Origin of the sequence: Bacillus sp. EKM202B (assembly GCF_011066025.1) — a bacterium.
Classification (GTDB): domain Bacteria; phylum Bacillota; class Bacilli; order Bacillales; family Bacillaceae_G; genus Bacillus_A; species Bacillus_A toyonensis.
The window spans coordinates 78,733-98,483 of the sequence record NZ_JAAMNK010000013.1 but is presented as its reverse complement, the minus strand read 5'-3'; the positions used below and the strand labels follow the sequence as shown (position 1 = coordinate 98,483).

The window sequence follows — 19,751 nt, the reverse complement described above, 5'->3', positions numbered from 1 at the left end:
ATTACAGAAATGATTTCTTGGTTATGTTTTGTAAAAGCCTCGCTTTTATGTAAAGAAGACAAAAAAATCCAAACTTATATCGTTGAAAGAATATGTAAACAATATACAAAAAGGAGAAAAGGAGTTCATTATGAAGCAATTGTTAAAGCGTATCGCATTCGTCATTCTTTTATTAACAACATGTTTAAATATATATACCGGGTCATCGATTGTTCATGCACAACCGCCTTATGCAAAATGGGGTAAACTTGCTGTAGAAAAGACGAAAGAACAATATCCGAAAGCAGAGATTGTTGATTATCTTCATATAGGTAGAAAACCAAAAACGGTTCAAATAACTGTTGAAAAGTTTAAATTGTGGCTACGTGAAGATGGAAAAGAATATGGTGTTTTTGTTGATGTAGAATTTGAAACGAAGACAGAGAAATTTATAAAGTTGTCGTTTCAGAAGACGAGTAGATAAAGTAAAACTTTAATCAGTGGGGGGGTTTGTTCATCTCCCACTGATTATTAGTTGAACCAATCGGGCTTTTACGGGCAGTTGATCCCCCATCTAACTTCTTTGCTTTCGCTGAATTTTGAGGTGGGGGTCTTACTGCCCCGTTAATGCGGGATAAAATGAAACCCCACTATTAAAAACGGAAACAGTGGGGCTCCTTGCATTTCTAAAATTCTTTCCTAAAGTTTCGATTCCCTAAAAATCTTACCAATATACAAATAGCGCCAATTACAACCGCTATCCCTATACTGTATAAAAGTACTTTACCATACCCACCTATTCTTGGATCTAAAAACGGATATGGATACCAATTCACGATTGGGCCACGTATTAAGCTATATACAACGTAAAAAAACGGGAATAAGAGCCAGCTTGTAGATTGTTTCCAAGTGATTTTCTTAATAGGTGGATTTAAAATCCAATCTAAAAGCATTGCAATCGGCATGATATAATGTAGCACTGTATTTACCCATGGTATTGCCGTTTGAAGTGACTCTTCTAATCCTCTTAATAGCAAAAAATAAATGAGTCCTGTCGTAAGTATGTATACCGTTGCCGCACCTCGAAGTATACTAAATTGTTCTGAGCGACCAAATGTAGCTGTTCCGATACTGCTTAAAAGGAGAATACATACAACTAAAATGTTACTTTCAATCGTAAAGAAACTAAAAAAATTAACTGGATTGAACGGTTTCAATTGTGCCCTGATTATGAATTGCGTAATAATGGCACTACATGCTAGAAGACTTAAACATAGTCTAAATAAAGATAAAGTTTTTTCATCCCTCATACATTCCCTCCTTTTCTTATATATAATTGGAATTTCCCTGTACATGCTCAATAAATAATTTTAATGGAACGAGCCCACGTTTTGGCATATGACTACTTATAATAGCTACTACTTCTAACTGAGGAATGATAACGATGTATTGTCCGCCGTACCCCATAGCGAAATATATACAATACGGTATGTGAAATCTTTCGTTATGTAATACCCACCAGTGATATCCATATGCGCCAACATGTTCATATGTTTCAAATTGCGCCCTACTTGACTCTTCTAACCATTTCGCTGATACAATTTCTTTCTCATTCCAATATCCATTTTGCAAACATAATTTTCCTAATTTTAATAAATCGGTAGATTTCATTTTCATACCGAAGCCGCCGACATATATACCTTGCGGATCTTGTTGCCACTCATATTCGCTAATTTCTAATGGCTCAAATAAATATCTTTTCGCAAACTGCTCTGTCGACATCCCAGTAGCTTCTTGAATAATATAGCTAAGTAAATGTGAAGAACCTGAATTATAATTCATTTTTGTAGCAGGTTCTTCAATTATTGGCTTTTCTAATATGTACTGTACCCAGTTCTCTGATTCTACAAAGTCGTTTGGGAATACTACTCCATTCCCAAACTCTTTCCAATCCTCACCAGTAGTCATTGTTAATAAGTGATACAGCGTTAAATCATGTTTCTCCCCAGGTACATTTTCAATCCACTCTGTAATCGGTGTATGTATATCATTTATATAGCCCTTATCAATTGCAATACCAATTAATAAAGATACGATACTTTTTGTAATCGAATTTATTTTATATAAGTTATTTGCACATTCTGGTGTTTTATAATACTCAGTTGTTAATTCCCCTTTTTGATAAATAAGAAATGTGTTCACTTTTTTCTTTTCAAATTTATTTTGTAGTTGCTTAAAATCTAAAAATCTTACCTCCATTAAAATAGTTACTTCATTTATTATATCTTGTTCCTTTTATTAAAACATAATTGTGCTCAAATAAAAAAATAAGCTTATCAGCTATAATTAGCTGACAAGCTTATTCCTATAATTTCGTACGAACATTCCAAAGTTCAGGGAAGAACTGTTGATCAAGTACTCGTTTTAAATAAGATACACCTGAAGATCCGCCAGTTCCCATTTTATTTCCGATAATGCGTTCTACCGTTTTCATATGACGGAAACGCCATTGTTGTAGCCAATCTTCGATATCAATTAATTTTTCAGCAAGCTGATATAAATCCCAATATTGCTTCACGTCCGCATACACTTCTATCCAAGCCGCTTCTACAGTTGCATCTTCTTCGTAAGGCTGCGTAATATCACGATTTAACACATCTTTATGAATTGGGAAGCCTTCTTTAACAAGCGCCTGTATCGCAACATCATACAAACTTGGTGCGTGTAGCGCTTTATGAAGACGAGCGTGTAATTCTGGATCTTTTTCATAAATCTTTAATGCATGTGGTGTTTTATAACCAAGTGCGTACTCAATCATTCGATATTGATACGATTGAAAGCCTGAAGCTTGACCGAGTGAATCACGGAATTCAATATACTCAGATGGCGTTAATGTCGCAAGAATATCCCAAGATTGAATAATTTGCGATTGAATTTTTGATACACGTGCTAACATTTTAAATGCCGGTGCTAATTTATCGTTTTTAATCGATTCAATTGCTGCATTTAGTTCATGTAAAATAAGCTTCATCCAAAGCTCACTAGCTTGGTGAATAACGATAAATAACATTTCATCATGATGGTCTGATAATCTCTTTTGAGAAGATAGTAAACTATCTAATTGTAAATACTCACCATACGTCATATTTTCCTTAAAATCCGTGTGAATCCCTTTTTCCATAATTACCTTTTCATTTTCTTTCATATTAGTCAAGCACCCCTTTTATATGTTTCTACTTATATTGGTCTAATGACAGCTCGAACTGGACTTCCATCTGCATCTGTTAACGCAAGTGGTAATGCAATTAATTCGTAATCGCCGTCTGCTACATGATCTAGTACGACATTTTCTAAAATATGAATTCCATATTTAAACAATTGATGATGTGCTGCTAGTTCTTTATCATCTAACGGATCAACTGATGGTACATCCACTCCGATTAAACGAATTCCCTTATCAGAAAGAAACGGTGCAATATCAGCACGTAAATGCGGGATCACATCTGGAAATTCTTCTGCTTTACCATGTGAAGATGTACGTAATAATAGTCGTTCTACACCTTCTAAATGAAAACTTTCTAATTCTTTTTTTCCGATGCTTTCAAGGTTAGAAACGTCAATGATTCGCGTAGGTCCGACATAAACTTGAACATCTAAATCTATTACTTTCTTTCCGTCATTATCAAAATGAAAAGGCGCATCAATATGAGTACCTGTATGAATACTCATCGTTAACTTTCCGACGTTTACTGAACCGCTCTCTTCTTTTGACCATGAAACTTCATACGAGAACGGTGTATCTCCTGGCCAAGTTGCAATATCATTATTTAATGGCTGTGAAATATCAATCCACTTTGATGTTTTCATTCTTATGCCACAACCTCTCGTTTATTTTCAAATTGTTTATACTCTTCCTCTTTCATAACTTTCTTTAAAATTTGAACAGACTTCCATACTTCTTCATACGTATTGTATAAAGCTACTGGCGCAAGTCTTATCCCATTTGGTGCTCTGAAATCTGGAATTACTCCATTTGCCTTTAGTGCTTTACAGATACGCGCTGCTTCCGCATGCTCTAAATAAATATGTCCACCTCGTTTTTCATCCTCTAACGGGTTTCCAATTGTAAATCCGAAATCTTTTAATTCATGATCAATTAAATCCAGCATGTATCTCGTAATATGTAAAGACTTTTTACGTAAACGTTCCATACCAGCATCTTTAAAAATTTCAAGAGAACCGATTAACGGTGCTGTACTTAATACGTGAGGTGTACCAATTTGATAAGCACCTGCATGATCAGCTGCAGTTAATGTATGCTCCATATCAAACTGTTTATCTTTTCTAGAACTAAACCATCCAGACAATCCTGGCAGTCTATTAAAATGTTTACTATTTACATAAAGACCTGCAACACCACCCGGCCCTGCATTTAAATATTTATAATTGCACCATACAGCGAAATCAACATCCCACTCTTTAAAATGATGTGGAATAGAACCAATTGAATGACATAAATCAAATCCGATATGAATGCCACGTTTATGAGCTTCCACTGTTAAACGTTTCATATCAAGAATTTGACCACTTCTATATAAGACTGAAGGTAATAAAATTAAAGCGATATCATCTTCCATTGCCTGAATAATATCTTCTTCAGAAAGTGTTCGACCATCTTGGCTTTTCACCCTTACTAAATGCTCATCTGGCTCTAAGCCTTTTAAACGAATTTGACTTTGAAGTGCATAAATATCTGACGGGAAAGTTAATTCATCCGCAAGAATTTTTGTACGTATTCCTTTCGGCTCATAAAACGTCGCAATAACTTGGTGTATATTCGCAGTCGTGGAACCGGTTACAATAGTTTCTTCTGGTAAAGCTCCAATAAGAGGTGCCGTCAGTTCACCTAATTTCTCCGAAAGGAAAAACCATGGATGTTCGCCTTCTGTCCAGCCATCAATGCCATACTCTTTCCATGAATCTAGTAAAGTAAGTAACGATTTTTCTGCTCTTTTCGAAAGTAGTCCTAATGAGTTTCCATCTAAATATATAGTTCCTTCTTTTTTATAGAATTCAGTTTGAAAATCTTTCAGTTCATCATGTTTATCACACTCAAGCGCATACTCATAAGTTGGTTGAAATGGTTCTTTATACATGGTGTCACCTTCTCTTAATTTTCTTTTTATTCTAACTAATTGAAATATATCACCTTAGTTGATATAACGTCAATGATATTATGTCAGTTGACTTTACATACTATCTTCTTTTACAATACAATTATATTTTCAGATATTTCAGTATAAAGAGGTGATTCTTTGAAAAACACTACTCTTTCAACAAGAAAACACCGCTCCTTAGAAACAAAAAAGAAACTATTACATTCGGGTTACACTATTTTTATTACTAATGGATTTCAGAAAACGACAATCACGCAAATTATTAAACATGCAGAAACTGGTTATGGAACAGCATATGTATACTTTAAAAACAAAGATGATCTCCTTATCGTGTTAATGGAAGATGTTATGAATCGTTTTTATAATATTGCTGGGCGCTCTTTCTTCCCTCAAACGAAAGCAGCAGCACGTGACTTGATTCAAAATCACGTTAGAGCATTCCTACAATTAGCAGAAGAAGAACGAGCTATTTTGCAAGTTGTCGAAGAAGCAATCGGATTATCAAAAGAGATACGTCAAAAATGGGGTGAGATTCGCGAACGCTTTATAAAAAGTATTTCGCAGGATATTACTTACTCTCAAGAAAGTGGATTAGCGCATCCTGAATTAAATAAAGAGCTCGTGGCACGCGGTTGGTTCGCAATGAATGAAATGTTTCTTTGGACTATTGTACAAAATAACAAAGAAGTAAAACTAGAAGAAATAGTGTATACATTAACGGAGATGTATACAACGGGATTATATAAATAGCGCACTTCACATATTTAAAGTGTGCTATTTTTTCTTAAAATCATCATTCTAACTATAAATGGAATAGCCTATTATAATAATTGCGAGTATGTATGTGATTATTATAATCATAAAAATACAACCTGTTTTATTTTATTGTTTTAACCTACTCACAATTCCAATAATAAACTTATACTCAGCTCTACTTTTCCTTACTTTCTTAAAGCCCTCTTTCGTATCAAAAATAAAACACGTTTTCCGAAACCAAACACGGACATAAAATGATTCAAAATAAATAGGTCTCACAATTCCTTTTTCCTCAAATTCAGTACCGTCTGTATTTTCGGTCTCTGTTCGAACGAACCATCTATTCCCGATACCAATTTCAATATACTTCACATACTAACCTCCTTTAGGGAATTTCCCGTCTAACTACTTTATTATTTCCCTGGGAAGCGCACATTCCGACAGAACATGAGCTCAAAAAGAAAAAGCAGATTACAAAAATCTACTTTTATAGATTAAATTTTTGCATTCGTTTATAAAATGTACTACGGGGTACATCTAATAGTTTTACAGCTAACGAAACATTTCCGTTTGTCTTTTGTAATGCTTCAATCATGCTATCACGCTGTATTTTTTCGCGAAAATTCAATGTATGTTCTGTTTTATTTTCAACTTGTAACTCAAGTTGTTGTTGATTTCCCATCATTGTTTGTAACAAAAAAGCGACTTGTTTTTCGCATATTTCCCGCCCTTGCGACAAAATGTAAATGCGTTCTAATACATTTACTAGTTCTCGAATATTTCCGGGCCATGTATGTTGTAAAAATTGATTGCAAATACTCTTTGGAAATACAACATTCCAATTCTTCCGTTCGCAAAAGTGTTGTATAAAATATGGAATATCCTCTTTTCTTTCTAGTAACGATGGAACATATAACGGATAAACGTGCAAACGATAATATAAATCTTGACGGAATTTCCCTTCTTCTACTAACCGTAGTAAATCTTTATGTGTGGCAGTAATAATACGAATATTTACTGTTACCTCTTTTGAACTTCCTATTGGAGTTATTGTGCGTTCTTGTAAAACACGCAATAATGCTACTTGCATCTCTGATGGTACTTCACCAATTTCATCTAAAAACAATGTTCCTCCATTCGCTTGTTCAAATTTCCCTTTATATCCTTGACGTCGCGCACCTGTAAACGCACCTTCAGCATAACCGAACAATTCACTTTCCATTAATTCTTTAGGCAAAGAACCGCAGTTAACAGCTATAAAGGGCCCGTCTTTTCTTGGACTATTTTCATGAATCGCTCTCGCAACATATTCCTTTCCTACTCCTGTCTCACCACATACATACACACTAGCATCAGTCGGTGAAACAAGCTTAATTTCTTCTAGTGTGTGTTGAAATGCTTTGCTTGTCCCGGTAACTCCTGAAAAAGTAATTCCTTTTATAAATGTGAAAGCAGAATATGTATTCATTTGTTTGTTTTCCTTTAAATACATACATTTCCCGATCATTCTTTCATTACTATATACTGGTATCTCTAATTTAGTTTCCAATCCATAGCGCATTAAATCTTCAAGTTTCATTCTTGACCAATTAGTTACTCGTTCCCGAACGCTCTTACTCGCAGAAACGATAACATCACGATGATTACAAATAACTACTTGTTCATCACTATCAATGACATCTAAAAAACGATGAATTAAGTGTAATTCATTTTGATGAACTCTTATGCTACATTCACGTTCTATCGCATGTGCAATTGAAGTTACCATACCGAGCATATATGGATGCGAAAATTCAATTGCACAGGAGAAATCTAGAACACCAATTAATTTCCCGTCATCGTTATGAATGGGAGCAGCCGCACAACTCCAGCTATGAGATGCCACGGAGTAATGTTCAGTACCACTTATCATAATAGCTTCTTCAATTTCTAATGCTGTTCCTATTGCGTTTGTCCCCACAGCTGCTTCCGTCCATTTTACACCTTCAATAAAATTAATATGTTTCGCTCGCTTTAACGTTTGTTTATTTCCACTTAAGGATAGAACATAACCATCTGGATCGATTAATAATGCCATCATTTGTAGTTCATCAATGGTTTTTCTCATATTTTGTATTTGAGGTAATGCTATATCAAGGAAAATTTCACTCTTTTTCTTTTGTTCTTGAAAAATATTAGAAGACAAAATTTTCTGACCTTTATTCATATGAGGATTCACATTTGCTTGTTTACATCGATGCCATGACTCTGAAATTCTTTCGTTTATACGGTTCGAATCAAGGACTCCTTTATCAATAAACTTTTTCCATGTGTGTAAGTAAAACGGTGAAGCTAACATTGTATCATCTCCCTTTTAATTGTTTTGGAGATTTATTCCGCATTAACGGGCAGTAAGACCCCCACCTCAAAATTCAGCTAGAGCAAAGAAGTTAGGTGGGGGTCAGGCTGCCCGTAAAAGCCTGATTGGTTTAACTAATAATTAGTGAGGGATGAATAACACCTCCACTGATTAAAGTTTCACTTTATAAAACATACTTTTATTATAAAACTGAATAAAAGCGTTTTCAATACAACTAGAAAGACGACACAAATATGTTAATAATTTGAATATCTTAATGCATTTCTTTATTCTTTTTTAGTAGCACTATATTTTGTATAATGGACGCAAAGAAAATACATAACCAAAACCATTTTTGTGGATTACCATTTATAAAGAAAACAATCACGGCTGCAAATAAAATAGTGGATGCTAAACTAAAATATAATTTTGTTTTAATTTCTATTATCCCTCACCCCTCTGTTACTTTACAGTACATACTAACTCTTCATTTTTCATCTCTACTATGTACTCCTGTAAAACATATTCTTTCCCGCCATGGTTTTCATACCATTCATGTATTCTTCTAACATGCCTCTCGTCACTTCTAATTTTCGATTCTATTTCTTTATACTGTTCATAACTATCATATTCCCATATGGCAAATACTTCAGACGTACCATTCTTATTATCTTTCATCCAGCGTCCTATTAGCCTAGAACCATGCTTTAATTGATTAGGTAAGTTTGTGTTATTGAAATGATCATTAAATACTTCTATGAATTCATTTTTCACTACATAGTACTTCCTTCTGTAAAACATACTTCTTCACCTCTTTTATGAAAAGTATCAGTAAACCTTCCCATCACTACCGTATTATAATACTTTCCATCCGATAGTCTTTTGTCATTTTTCAAAATGCCTTCTACTTCAAAACCTAATTTTTTATAAAGATGAATAGCTTTCTCGTTTGTCTCTAATACTTGTAAAGATATTTTATTTACTGCATTTTCGTCAGCCCATTTAATAGATTGTTGTAATAGGCTCTTACCCATTCTATATCCCCAAAACTCTTTTAAAATACAAACGCCAAACTCCACTTTATGAGATAATCTCTTAAAATTTGATCCTTCACATCTTGAAAATCCAACAATTCGATTGTGCACTTCTACAACTAAAAAGAGATTCTTCGTCTCTTCAATATCTGTTTTTATTATTTTTTGAAACCCTAGATTATCTATAAATCCCTCTCCAGCATCTCTATCCATATTTTCAGTTTCTCCATCAATCTGAACTCTAATTTTCGATAACTGCTCAGCATCTTTCTCAGCTGCAGAACGAATTGTATAAGTTAATCCATTTATATGAAACTTTTGCTCTTTTACAATCATGTCAAACTCCTTTCAAATGAATATAATGGCGCTATTACAACTTGTTTACCTTGTTTCTCAAAGTCCTGAACAGTTTCTTTACTAGCCTCTTCGTCAGTTATAATAATGTCAATTTCTTTTAGAGACTCTCCTCTTATAAAACAATCTATTCCAAGTTTATTATGCGGAACTAAACAAATATTTCTTCTAGCAATTTCACTTACTCTTTTACTAAAATAAGCAACTTCAGGTGTTGCAGTACTAATACCTTGTAATGAAATGCCTCCACCTGTAGAGAAATAAAGATCAATAGAAAATCTACTTATCAATTCAGAGGCAAGTGTATCAGTAATATTCCCTGAAGGTTTTACTTTTCCGCCAATTAAATACGTATCAATATTCTTATATTCTCGTAGATAACCAGCTATTTCTATAGAATTCGTAATAACCGTAAATGATACTTCCGGTAAATATTTCAGCATCGCATTATGAACGGAAGCCCCACCAATAAAAATTGAATCACCTTCTTTTATATAAGATACCGCAACTCTTGCAATTGTGTCCTCATATATTGAGCTATCACTATAACGTTTAGCTGGTTCCACAGCTAAGTTTCTCACTCGCGTAAGTTCAATTGCACCTCCGTGCGTTCTTTTTAATAAACCATCCTTTTCCATAATAGACAAATCTCTTCTTATAGAATCAATAGACATATCAAATCTTTCCGCAAGATCTTTTACGATTACTCTTCCATCTGTACTAAGTAGTTCTAAAATTTTCTCCCGACGTTCTTCAGTAAACATGTTATCACCACCGTTATTGAAGATTCAGAAATTTGAACTTTATGTTAATTATATGCACGTTTCTTCCGTTTCACAATATTTTCAATCCTTTTTCTTCCGTCTTTATGCAGGTTTTCTCTCTTTTTCTATTTTGTTAACTTTACATAAAATAAATGCACATTTGTATATTTTACTAAAAGACTTCTATTTATTTCCTTATTCATGTAAAATTATTCCTATGTTTTACTTTTTAATACAGAAAGGAATTACTATGAAATCATTAATCAAAACGACATGTACAGCATTATTATTTACAGGAATATTAACAGGATGTAATAGCAATACTACACCAAAACAAGAAAAGAGCGCTCTCGAAAAGAATGCAATGCACTATGGAGAAATAGTTAAAAACGAATACTATAGAGCAACAGTTGAAAATGCAAAATTTGAAAAAATAGACAAAGAGTGGCGCCTTACTACTCGTGTTATGATTAATAATGTTCGAGACGATGGACAAACTATTGATCTTTCGAAAATAAAATATTTCATACAAGATGAAAAAACTGGTCAGAAATATGAAGGTGAAGCTCATCCGATAGATGACGAGCACTATAAAATGTTCCACACAAATTTTCTTTAACTACTGACGTTGTATTTGAAATGAAAACTTCTCCTAAAGACTTAAATAACATGTATTTGTATATTGATAGTAAAGTTGCTCCATTAACAAATACATATTGGAAGCTTGGGAATCTAGCATCAAAATAAAAAAACAGTCTTTATTGACTGTTTTTTTATTGTTGAACTTGTAAATACCATCTAAAGGAACTCTCTTTATTATTAGTTAATATACATGTAACTTAATCATTTTTTCTCAAGGAATACATCTGCTGCCCAAATCGTCACTTCTCTAAATGGACAGTCAAATAAAACACCTAGTTCAAAACCATCTTCAGTAAGAGCTATTTCATGATATAGCCACCAAGCACTTTCAAAGTTTTCTGGCATAGAACACTTGGTTACTCCTATAAAAGTTACTTCAAGTTTATCAAATTCACTAAAAGTACCACTGCAATCTAATACGATAGACAAAGTATCTTCTGATTTTCTCTTTACTACTTTAATCACACTATCATGTAGTGACATCTCATGTAGCTGAGCAACATGAGACGGAAGTTTTTTCTTAATGGAATTAAAATGTTTTAAGTATGATTGATCTAATTGTGCCATTCTTGCCTCATAATCTGCTGTCCACTCTAACAAAAGTTTCTTTAATTCATTAGGTAGATATACTGAATCAAACATGTTGTTATGAATGTATGGATGTAGTGTTTCAGGAAGATAGTGTAATAAATCTTCTTTCCTTTCTTCTACTTCGTCTTTCAAACTTTGTATATAATCGGGATCTATGTCTTTCCATTCTTCTATTGACTCTATGAAATGCACAAATCCTGAAATTTGCATTTCTTTATACCAATCTTTTGTGAAATATTTCAATTACATCTCTCCTAAAACATTTTATCATCCAAGAAAAGCAATGTATCCGCTTATTATATCATTCCAATAATCATTTTTTCTAAAAAAAAAATGTAAAAATGTAAATATTCCGCCTATTTTTTCTAAAACTTCAGAATATTTACAAAAATAATAAATTAGAATACATTTTAATTGTACAAGATTCACCTGTACAAAAATCTAAACAAAAAGGGATGGTTATATGTTGAAGAAATTAGTAGCAGGAACATTAGTAGCGGGTTTTGCATTAACTGGCGGACTAGGCGTAGCAAGTGCTGAAGAAAAAGGTAACACAATTAAGTCATTTGATTATTTAAAAGTGGATGAACAGAATGTTACTTCATTTGCAAAATTAAGTGATCAGGATAAGAAAGACATCCAAATTACTATGGTATTACCAGAGCAAAATGAAAATGGAGATTGGCTAGCTTATGGTTTTACTAGTAGAGAAACATTGGATGCTTATATTGAAAAGGATAAAAAAGTACTTAAAAATAAAATTAATCCTTTAGGTAGTGGTGCTGGTAGTACTGATTTTTATGAACATAAAGATAAAGGTGGCCAATATATTTACTGGAGTAGCGGCTTTAAAAACTTACCATCTAGCTGGAACGACAGAATTTCTTCTGTAAGTACAGCGTCACCTTCTGCAAGTTATTCAACGACACTTTGGGAGCATACTTCTACACAAGGATATGGAAAAGGTGTTTTATTTAAACACGCTGATTGGTATGGTAAAACTGCTAATTTAGCTCCTGATTGGAACGATATAACTTCAGCTATTGAAATTAAATAGTAAAAATTCAAACCACTATTCTCTCATTCATTTAGAGAATAGTGGTTTATTATATTTTCATTTAAGCATGTACAGCATGTCCTATCGCCTGCAATAAAGCTTCATGAATTGCCTCAGATAAAGTTGGATGTGCTGCAATATAACCTCTCATAATATCAGCGGTAACTTCTGTATGAATCATTACGGTGCCTTGACCAATTAGTTCAGTTGCACGAGGACCGATAATAGAAATCCCTACAATTTCTTGATATTTAGGTTCCACAATGACTTTTACTTTCCCCATTTGTTCTCCTAAAATAAGAGCTTTTCCATTCGCTGTAAAAGGAAATTCTCCGATAATAATATCACCATATTGTTCTCTTGCACCTTTTTCACTTAAACCGACGCTAGCTATTTCTGGAGCTGTGTATATACAACGAGGCACAGCACGATAGTTTACTTTCACATCTTCTCCGCTCGCATGTAATGCCGCTGTCGTTCCTTCATGAAAGGCTACGTGAGCAAGCTGTATTCCTCCAATAATATCACCGGCTGCGTAAATATGTGATACGTTCGTTTGCATATGCTCATTTACAGTAATCCCTTTATTTGAAAATTGAACTCCTGCTTTTTCTAATCCTAAATCTTGCACACGAGGTTTTCTACCAACAGAAACGAGAACAAATTCTGGAGTTACTTCGTGCATACTTCCTTCGTATTCAAACGAAGCCTGTTTCTTATAATTGTTTAATCCTTTTAAAGCTGCTCCTGTGAAAATTTCTACACCATCTTTTTCTAGTTTCTCTCTTAAAATGCTTGCGATATCTTCATCCTCACCAGGTAGTAATTGCGGTGCCATTTCAACAATCATTACTTTCGTTCCAAGACGACTATATATACTGGCAAATTCGCAACCTATTACGCCACCGCCAACAATAAGTAATGAAGCTGGTATGTTTTCAAGAGACATCGCATGACTACTATTTAAAATCCATTTCCTGTCGAATGGAGCAAAAGGTAATTCAGTAGGTTCTGAACCTGCCGCAATAATGAATTGTTCTCCAACCACTATCGCTTCCTTATTCCCCTGCATAACTCGCAGACGATGATCCGTTTCAAATTTCCCTTTCCCCTTTATAACTTTAATTTTATTTTTCTTCATTAAATATTGTATTCCTTGTACGAGCTGCACAACAATTTGTGATTTTTTGGTCTGTATTTGATTCCAATCAATTGATATACTTTGCTTATCTACTAATACACCAAAACGTTGCGCATGATTAACAATATTGTATACTTCAGCACTTTCTAACAAAGATTTCGTAGGCATGCACCCGACATTTAAACAAGTTCCACCAAGATCAGCTTCATCAATAAGAGTAACATCTTTCCCAGTTTGAGCTGCGGTAATTGCCGCCACATATCCAGCGGGTCCGCCTCCAATAACTACTAATTTATTCATTCTCCCACCTTCTCTTTATAAAAGAATTGTTACCGGTTCTTCTAAGTATTGTTTAATTGTGCGTAAAAATGCAGCTGCTGGTACACCGTCTAGTACACGATGATCAAATGTTAAACTTAAAGGTAACATACTACCTTTTTTTATTTTCTTTCCTTTATATACTGGAACATGTTCAATTGCACCTACACCTAAAATACCAGTTTCAGGTGTATTTAATACTGGCGTAAAATATTCGATACCAAAGCTTCCTAAATTACTAATTGTAAATGTCGTTCCTTGCATATTATCACTATTTAAACTACCTGCTCGTGCCTTTTGTGCCACATTTTTAATCTCTTTAGATAACTCTACTAAAGATAGATTATTTGCAAAGCGAATAGCCGGAACGACTAAGCCGTTTTCTAACGCTACTGCCATACCTAAATGAACATGTTCAAATTGATGGATTGCATCATCTATATAAGCACTGTTCATTTCCTTATGCTCCTGAAGCGCTAATACAACAGCACGAGAAACCAAATCAGTAATGGTTAGTTTGTTATCGTACCGTTTTTGTACAACTTCCGCTATTTCTTTATGTAAAGCAACTAAATCCGTAACATCTACTTTCATCGTTAATGTCAATTGTGCGGTATTTTGGAGGCTTGCTTGCATCCGATTTGCGATCTCTTTCCGCATACCGGTAACAGGAATTACTTTACTTTCTTCTTTTACAAACGTTTCTGGGGTAGCAACTTTTTCTTCAAGTACTTTTAATACATCTACCTTTGTAATTCTCCCACCAGGACCTGTTCCTATTAATGTGGAAATTCCAATATTTTCAACTGTTGCCATTTTCTTTGCTACAGGAGATATTTTTATTCTTTGTTTCTTTGATCTTTCTTCCGCGTACGGTTCAGGATGTTGTACATTTTGAGGTTCTACTTTCGGTATTGATTCTTCTGTAGCATTTACGGTTTCATTTACCGATACCTGTTCATTTGGTTTTCCGATGTAACATATTACAGTACCAGGTGGAACTCCTTCATCTTCACTTACAGTTATATCCAGTACCGTTCCATCAGCGGGTGCTTCTATTTCTGTTTCGATTTTTTCAGAATTAATACTAGCAATTAATTCACCTTTTGCTACATTATCACCAGCTTTAATATTCCAACTCGTAATAATACCTTCTTTCATCGCCATTCCTAATTTCGGCATTACAACTTCTACAGCCATATTTCTCTCTCCCTTCTCATCGTTTCATTACACATTCAATAAAGAACGGTCCCCAATCATTTCTGATACAGTTTCAATTACTTTCTCTGGCGTTGGTAAATATAGTTTTTCAAGTGGTGGTGAGAACGGAACTGGTGTATGTGGTGCTGTAATTCGTTTAATAGGTGCATCTAATAAATCGAACCCTTTATCCGCTACAATTGCTGCAATGTCTGTTGCGATACTACATCTTGGGTTTGCTTCATCAATAACGATAAGACGATTTGTTTTTTCAACAGATGCTAAAATTGTATCTTCGTCAAGCGGTGATAAAGAGCGTGGATCAATAACTTCTACCTCAAGTCCTTTTTTCGATAATTGCTCCGCAGCCGCAAGCGCAGTATGAACTTGCTTCCCAATTGCGACAATCGTTATATGAGAGCCTTCCCGTTTAATATCTGCTTTTCCTAAAGGAATTGTATAATATCCTTCTGGCACTTCACCTTTCATATTGTAAAGTGTTTTATCTTCAAAGAAGATTACTGGATCATCATCTTCAATTGCCGCTAATAATAAGCCTTTTGCATCATACGGGGTGGACGGAACGATAACTTTAATACCTGGAATGCTCGTAAATAACGCGTATAAACTTTGAGAATGCTGAGCTGCTGCGCTAAATCCAGCACCATGCATCGTTCGAATTGTAACTGGTACTTTTGCTTTTCCACCAAACATGTAACGGAATTTTGCACCTTGGTTTAAAACTTGATCAAGACAACTACCGATAAAATCATTAAACATTAATTCAGCGATCGGACGTAATCCCGTTGCCGCCGCTGCCATCGCAGCTCCCATATAACCAGCTTCAGAAATTGGTGTATCTAAAATACGATTTCGGCCAAATTCTTGTACAAGCCCTTTCGTAACGCCAAGAACACCGCCCCACGCTTCATCATCTTGCAAATGATCAACTTGTGCACCACCCGCAACGTCTTCACCTATTAAAATTACATTTTCATCACGGTGCATTGATATTTTCATCGCTTCATTGATAGCAGTTGACATACTTACTGTTCTAGTCATTATTTTTCACCCTCCTCTTATTTGTAAGAAACGTATACATCTTTTAATAATTCTTCATCCTCTGGATATGGACTATTTTCACTAAAATCAATTGATCGTTGCACTGCTTCGTCTACTGCTTTTTCCATATCAACAAGTTCAGATTCCGTTAATAAACCTTCATGAATTAAATGCTTACGGAAATTCACAATCGCATCTTTTTCATTTAAATGTTCTTCTTTTTCTTCTGAGGTTTTATACGTTTGTGCTTCCCCTTCGAAATGGCCGTAATTACGATATGTCATACATTCAATTAAAGTTGGGCCACCGCCATTACGTGCACGTTCAACAGCCTCTTCCGCTGCTTTATATACCGCTAGTAAATCTTTTCCATCTACTTGAACTCCCGGAATGTTATATGCTTTTGCACGATCAGCAATAGAATCACAACTTGAAGCATATTCAAATGTAGTTGCTTCACCGTAACCATTATTTTCAGCGATAAAAATAACTGGTAACTTCCAAATCGCCGCTAAATTAACCCCTTCATGGAATGTTCCTTCATTATTTGCTCCGTCACCGAAGAAGCAAACACTTACATCTTTCGTTCCTTTATATTTAGCTGTTAATGCTGAACCGCAAGCAAGTGGGAAACCCCCGCCTACAATGCCATTCGCACCAAGCATTCCTTTATCTAAATCGGCAATATGCATGGAACCGCCTTTACCTTTACATAATCCTGTCGCTTTCCCGAAAAGTTCAGCCATCATACCATTTAAATCACAACCTTTTGCAATACAATGTCCGTGACCTCTATGTGTACTTGTAATACTGTCACTATCCGTTAAGTGGGCACATACACCAACTGCTACCGCTTCTTCTCCAGCATATAAATGAACGAAACCTGGTAAAACACCTTGCGCGAACAATTCATGTACCTTATCTTCAAATTTACGAATCTCTAACATTTTTTCATACATCCAGCGAGCTTGTTCTTTCGTAATTTCATTCCCTTTACTTTCAGTTGTTTTTAACATGTCCAGCCCTCCTATTTTCTTGTTCATCTATTATATTGCAAGAAGCGTGCCAAATTCTAACCTTGATTTAATAGACTTTCTCTTCTTTTTAAAAATAAAAAAGTGGACAAAGCGAGACAGCTGTCTCGTTTTGTCCACTTTTGTTCACCTTACTAGAGAATCATTCGCTTATTCACTATCAAAACTTTTTTGTAGTTTCCGGATGTAAATAATTTGACCAATATGATACGCATTATGAGTAGTTACATTACCTAGCACTTCCCACCACTTCGCGGATACAGGAAATCCAACTACATCACTTTCAACCTTGTCTTCATTAATGAGATTTTGCCATTGTAACAATTTCTCTAATAATTTTCCCCTTAACTCTTCGAATGTTTGATTATCTGATAGCATAAAGCTTTTGTTATTGTCACCAATAGCGGGTACCGCATTAACATTTGATTCTTTATACCTAGTTTGCCACGTTGAGTTCCAATACAGTAAATGTTGTACAATTTCTGCTATACTATTACTCTCTTCATTCGGTTTCCAGAAAGCTTCTCTCTCTGATAAATCCTTCACTGCATCTGAAAATGGCATATACCAACTAGGATCATTCGCATTTGCTAACAACTGATCTGCTAATACGTCTTTCACATGGACCATTTTTTTTCCCTCATTTCATTGGCTTATATAATACTTACTTCTCTATATACGCTGAGTCTACACAATTCCCTTTTTAAATCATTCCAATACATATATAAATGAAAAAACTAAAGCACTTTATCATATAATCTTATTAAAACAACATGTATCATTAATAGATTTTATTCCTATAACTCGTTATGATAAAAGAAAAAGAAAGCGAGCGACCAATGAATAAAAAAATCGCGGTTATTACAGGAGCATCAAGTGGATTCGGACTATTAACGACACTTGAACTAGCAAAAAAAGACTATATTGTCATTGCTACAATGCGAAACCTTGAAAAACAAGTAAACTTACTATCTCAAGCTACTAAACTAAACTTACAACAAAACATAAAAATTCAACAATTAGATGTAACAAATCAAAACTCTATACATAACTTCCAAGTGTTTTTAAAAGAAATTAATAGAGTAGACCTCCTTATAAACAATGCAGGATATGCAAATGGAGGATTTGTAGAAGAAATTCTAGTAGAGGAATATCGTAAACAATTTGAAACGAATCTTTTTGGCGCTATATCAATCACTCAGCTTGTTTTACCATATATGAGAGAACAAAAAAGTGGAAAAATCATTAATATAAGCAGCATTAGCGGCCAAGTTGGATTCCCTGGTTTATCTCCTTATGTATCTTCAAAATATGCATTAGAAGGCTGGAGTGAATCCCTTCGCTTAGAAGTAAAACCTTTCGGAATTGATGTTGCTTTACTTGAACCAGGTTCTTATAACACAAACATATGGGAGGTTGGTAAACAACTAGCTGAAAACCAATCTGGTACAACATCTCCTTACAAAGAATATATGGATAAAATACAAAAACATATTAATAGCGGTAGTGATACATTTGGTAATCCGATAGATGTTGCTAATAAAATCGTTGAAATTGCTGAAGCAAAGCGTACTAATTTACGATATCCAATTGGAAAAGGTGTAAAATTTATGATTTTTGCGAAGAAGATTCTTCCTTGGAGATTGTGGGAATTTCTTGTTTTGAGGAGTTTTAGGAAGATGTAAATAAAAAGAGTAACTATCAAGATAAATAATGGTAGCTACTCTTATTAAATATTCATCATTAAAAACCCAAACGATATCAATATGTAGAAAGAGGATCAAAATAAAACAACATTGAAACCATAAAAACAAATGCAAAGAATCCAATTATAGAAAGAATATATTCCTTTGTCTCTCTGTTATACTTCCATTCCATCCATACGCGTAATAAGGAAATTGCTCCAAAATAAATAAGTACAACAATTCCTATATTAGCATTTTCTGCTTTGAACAGATAAATAAAACTTAATATAAGATATACGATAAAAAGACCTATTTCTAATTTTACATGTAAACTATTTACATGCTTATATATCCAAACATTGCCCTTTGGCATATTTAATTTTCTTCTTAAAAACTTTTCTAAAAAATATCCTCCAATTATCATACTAATAACTATAATCCAAATAGTAGAGTTGCCCATTGCATTCCCTCCTATTAAATTAATTATATTTTTAATAAAGTAGACTATATAATTTTTCCATGTTTCGATAATGTTTTCATTTTCTTTATGCTTAAGTAGTAGTTTTATCAAGACATGTTTTATGTATTGTACAACAACAATCTATTTCTCATCCTTTTT

General features: G+C 34.2%; 21 protein-coding genes and 1 pseudogene. 5 read left to right on the top strand and 17 right to left on the bottom strand.

What is annotated here, in order from left to right:
• Positions 1-130: 130 nt before the first annotated feature.
• A complete protein-coding gene (locus tag G9F74_RS16945) occupies positions 131-463 on the top strand; it encodes a YqzG/YhdC family protein (protein WP_000811610.1) in 333 nt (110 codons plus the stop codon).
• Positions 464-665: 202 nt separating this feature from the next.
• On the opposite strand, the gene G9F74_RS16940 is transcribed toward G9F74_RS16945, so the two are convergent.
• The 5 genes from G9F74_RS16940 to kynU all read right to left on the bottom strand — a co-directional run bounded on the left by G9F74_RS16940 (position 666) and on the right by kynU (position 5,135).
• On the bottom strand, positions 666-1,289 hold the full coding sequence (locus tag G9F74_RS16940; RefSeq protein WP_001204118.1) for a Pr6Pr family membrane protein: 624 nt from the start codon (positions 1,287-1,289) through the stop codon (positions 666-668).
• Between the two features lie 16 nt (positions 1,290-1,305).
• Positions 1,306-2,238, bottom strand: a complete 933-nt coding sequence (locus G9F74_RS16935; RefSeq protein WP_016108558.1) for a serine hydrolase domain-containing protein — start codon at positions 2,236-2,238, stop codon at positions 1,306-1,308.
• A 106-nt stretch (positions 2,239-2,344) separates the two neighbouring features.
• Positions 2,345-3,184 (bottom strand): tryptophan 2,3-dioxygenase, encoded by an 840-nt coding sequence (gene kynA / locus G9F74_RS16930; protein ID WP_000661948.1) that lies wholly within the window; start codon positions 3,182-3,184, stop codon positions 2,345-2,347.
• A 32-nt stretch (positions 3,185-3,216) separates the two neighbouring features.
• Positions 3,217-3,846, bottom strand: coding sequence for an arylformamidase (gene kynB / locus G9F74_RS16925; RefSeq protein WP_000858202.1), 630 nt, complete (start codon positions 3,844-3,846; stop codon positions 3,217-3,219).
• Positions 3,847-3,848: 2 nt separating this feature from the next.
• The gene (gene kynU / locus G9F74_RS16920; protein WP_000276279.1) at positions 3,849-5,135 is read right to left on the bottom strand and encodes a kynureninase; all 1,287 of its coding nucleotides are present in this window, start codon (positions 5,133-5,135) and stop codon (positions 3,849-3,851) included.
• A gap of 159 nt (positions 5,136-5,294) precedes the next feature.
• On the opposite strand from kynU, the gene G9F74_RS16915 reads away from it, so the two are divergent.
• Positions 5,295-5,906, top strand: coding sequence for a TetR/AcrR family transcriptional regulator (locus G9F74_RS16915; RefSeq protein WP_000799614.1), 612 nt, complete (start codon positions 5,295-5,297; stop codon positions 5,904-5,906).
• A 132-nt stretch (positions 5,907-6,038) separates the two neighbouring features.
• Here the strand turns inward: G9F74_RS16915 and G9F74_RS16910 are convergent, their stop codons facing one another.
• The 5 genes from G9F74_RS16910 to G9F74_RS16890 form a co-directional block, all read right to left on the bottom strand.
• Positions 6,039-6,284, bottom strand: coding sequence for a DUF3977 family protein (locus tag G9F74_RS16910; RefSeq protein ID WP_000873854.1), 246 nt, complete (start codon positions 6,282-6,284; stop codon positions 6,039-6,041).
• Between the two features lie 115 nt (positions 6,285-6,399).
• Complete coding sequence (locus G9F74_RS16905) at positions 6,400-8,250, bottom strand: sigma-54-dependent Fis family transcriptional regulator (protein ID WP_016108559.1); 1,851 nt, start codon at positions 8,248-8,250, stop codon at positions 6,400-6,402.
• Between the two features lie 462 nt (positions 8,251-8,712).
• Positions 8,713-9,051, bottom strand: a complete 339-nt coding sequence (locus G9F74_RS16900) for an NIPSNAP family protein (protein ID WP_000499990.1) — start codon at positions 9,049-9,051, stop codon at positions 8,713-8,715.
• Positions 9,024-9,620, bottom strand: coding sequence for a GNAT family N-acetyltransferase (locus G9F74_RS16895; protein WP_000635700.1), 597 nt, complete (start codon positions 9,618-9,620; stop codon positions 9,024-9,026). Before G9F74_RS16895 ends, G9F74_RS16900 begins: the two co-directional genes overlap by 28 nt.
• A complete protein-coding gene (locus G9F74_RS16890; RefSeq protein WP_016108560.1) occupies positions 9,617-10,402 on the bottom strand; it encodes a DeoR/GlpR family DNA-binding transcription regulator in 786 nt (261 codons plus the stop codon). Before G9F74_RS16890 ends, G9F74_RS16895 begins: the two co-directional genes overlap by 4 nt.
• A gap of 250 nt (positions 10,403-10,652) precedes the next feature.
• Between G9F74_RS16890 and G9F74_RS16885 the strand changes: the two are divergent.
• Positions 10,653-11,149: pseudogene (locus G9F74_RS16885) on the top strand (hypothetical protein).
• A 96-nt stretch (positions 11,150-11,245) separates the two neighbouring features.
• Here the strand turns inward: G9F74_RS16885 and G9F74_RS16880 are convergent.
• The gene (locus G9F74_RS16880; protein ID WP_000873423.1) at positions 11,246-11,878 is read right to left on the bottom strand and encodes a DUF4085 family protein; all 633 of its coding nucleotides are present in this window, start codon (positions 11,876-11,878) and stop codon (positions 11,246-11,248) included.
• Between the two features lie 220 nt (positions 11,879-12,098).
• Here G9F74_RS16880 and G9F74_RS16875 point away from each other — a divergent pair, with 220 nt between their 5' ends.
• On the top strand, positions 12,099-12,692 hold the full coding sequence (locus tag G9F74_RS16875; RefSeq protein ID WP_000914452.1) for a hypothetical protein: 594 nt from the start codon (positions 12,099-12,101) through the stop codon (positions 12,690-12,692).
• Between the two features lie 61 nt (positions 12,693-12,753).
• Here the strand turns inward: G9F74_RS16875 and lpdA are convergent, their stop codons facing one another.
• The 5 genes from lpdA to G9F74_RS16850 all read right to left on the bottom strand — a co-directional run bounded on the left by lpdA (position 12,754) and on the right by G9F74_RS16850 (position 18,077).
• Entirely contained in the window at positions 12,754-14,133 is a 1,380-nt protein-coding gene (gene lpdA / locus G9F74_RS16870; protein ID WP_001038364.1) for a dihydrolipoyl dehydrogenase, read from the bottom strand.
• A 15-nt stretch (positions 14,134-14,148) separates the two neighbouring features.
• Positions 14,149-15,351: a dihydrolipoamide acetyltransferase family protein gene (locus tag G9F74_RS16865; protein ID WP_000257789.1), complete on the bottom strand. Its 1,203-nt coding sequence runs from the start codon at positions 15,349-15,351 to the stop codon at positions 14,149-14,151.
• A gap of 27 nt (positions 15,352-15,378) precedes the next feature.
• A complete protein-coding gene (gene acoB, locus G9F74_RS16860) occupies positions 15,379-16,413 on the bottom strand; it encodes an acetoin:2,6-dichlorophenolindophenol oxidoreductase subunit beta (protein WP_000198878.1) in 1,035 nt (344 codons plus the stop codon).
• 17 nt (positions 16,414-16,430) lie between these two features.
• A complete protein-coding gene (acoA, locus tag G9F74_RS16855; protein ID WP_000921287.1) occupies positions 16,431-17,429 on the bottom strand; it encodes an acetoin:2,6-dichlorophenolindophenol oxidoreductase subunit alpha in 999 nt (332 codons plus the stop codon).
• Between the two features lie 168 nt (positions 17,430-17,597).
• Positions 17,598-18,077, bottom strand: coding sequence for a DinB family protein (locus G9F74_RS16850; protein ID WP_000233796.1), 480 nt, complete (start codon positions 18,075-18,077; stop codon positions 17,598-17,600).
• A 209-nt stretch (positions 18,078-18,286) separates the two neighbouring features.
• Here G9F74_RS16850 and G9F74_RS16845 point away from each other — a divergent pair, with 209 nt between their 5' ends.
• Entirely contained in the window at positions 18,287-19,132 is an 846-nt protein-coding gene (locus tag G9F74_RS16845) for an oxidoreductase (RefSeq protein WP_001034822.1), read from the top strand.
• A 76-nt stretch (positions 19,133-19,208) separates the two neighbouring features.
• On the opposite strand, the gene G9F74_RS16840 is transcribed toward G9F74_RS16845, so the two are convergent.
• Entirely contained in the window at positions 19,209-19,592 is a 384-nt protein-coding gene (locus tag G9F74_RS16840) for a DUF4181 domain-containing protein (protein ID WP_000528453.1), read from the bottom strand.
• Between the last annotated feature and the right edge of the window lie 159 nt (positions 19,593-19,751).

What these genes read in the sequence shown, in the direction of transcription:
- kynU (WP_000276279.1), bottom strand. Translation starts at nt 5,135, where the DNA reads ATGTATAAAGAACCATTTCAACCAACTTATGAGTATGCGCTTGAGTGT.
- G9F74_RS16840 (WP_000528453.1), bottom strand. Translation starts at nt 19,592, where the DNA reads ATGGGCAACTCTACTATTTGGATTATAGTTATTAGTATGATAATTGGA.
- G9F74_RS16895 (WP_000635700.1), bottom strand. Translation starts at nt 9,620, where the DNA reads ATGATTGTAAAAGAGCAAAAGTTTCATATAAATGGATTAACTTATACA.
- acoB (WP_000198878.1), bottom strand. Translation starts at nt 16,413, where the DNA reads ATGACTAGAACAGTAAGTATGTCAACTGCTATCAATGAAGCGATGAAA.
- G9F74_RS16850 (WP_000233796.1), bottom strand. Translation starts at nt 18,077, where the DNA reads ATGGTCCATGTGAAAGACGTATTAGCAGATCAGTTGTTAGCAAATGCG.
- G9F74_RS16845 (WP_001034822.1), top strand. Translation starts at nt 18,287, where the DNA reads ATGAATAAAAAAATCGCGGTTATTACAGGAGCATCAAGTGGATTCGGA.
- G9F74_RS16905 (WP_016108559.1), bottom strand. Translation starts at nt 8,250, where the DNA reads ATGTTAGCTTCACCGTTTTACTTACACACATGGAAAAAGTTTATTGAT.
- kynB (WP_000858202.1), bottom strand. Translation starts at nt 3,846, where the DNA reads ATGAAAACATCAAAGTGGATTGATATTTCACAGCCATTAAATAATGAT.
- G9F74_RS16945 (WP_000811610.1), top strand. Translation starts at nt 131, where the DNA reads ATGAAGCAATTGTTAAAGCGTATCGCATTCGTCATTCTTTTATTAACA.
- G9F74_RS16865 (WP_000257789.1), bottom strand. Translation starts at nt 15,351, where the DNA reads ATGGCTGTAGAAGTTGTAATGCCGAAATTAGGAATGGCGATGAAAGAA.
- G9F74_RS16900 (WP_000499990.1), bottom strand. Translation starts at nt 9,051, where the DNA reads ATGTTTTACAGAAGGAAGTACTATGTAGTGAAAAATGAATTCATAGAA.
- G9F74_RS16940 (WP_001204118.1), bottom strand. Translation starts at nt 1,289, where the DNA reads ATGAGGGATGAAAAAACTTTATCTTTATTTAGACTATGTTTAAGTCTT.
- G9F74_RS16935 (WP_016108558.1), bottom strand. Translation starts at nt 2,238, where the DNA reads ATGGAGGTAAGATTTTTAGATTTTAAGCAACTACAAAATAAATTTGAA.
- lpdA (WP_001038364.1), bottom strand. Translation starts at nt 14,133, where the DNA reads ATGAATAAATTAGTAGTTATTGGAGGCGGACCCGCTGGATATGTGGCG.
- kynA (WP_000661948.1), bottom strand. Translation starts at nt 3,184, where the DNA reads ATGAAAGAAAATGAAAAGGTAATTATGGAAAAAGGGATTCACACGGAT.
- G9F74_RS16890 (WP_016108560.1), bottom strand. Translation starts at nt 10,402, where the DNA reads ATGTTTACTGAAGAACGTCGGGAGAAAATTTTAGAACTACTTAGTACA.
- acoA (WP_000921287.1), bottom strand. Translation starts at nt 17,429, where the DNA reads ATGTTAAAAACAACTGAAAGTAAAGGGAATGAAATTACGAAAGAACAA.
- G9F74_RS16875 (WP_000914452.1), top strand. Translation starts at nt 12,099, where the DNA reads ATGTTGAAGAAATTAGTAGCAGGAACATTAGTAGCGGGTTTTGCATTA.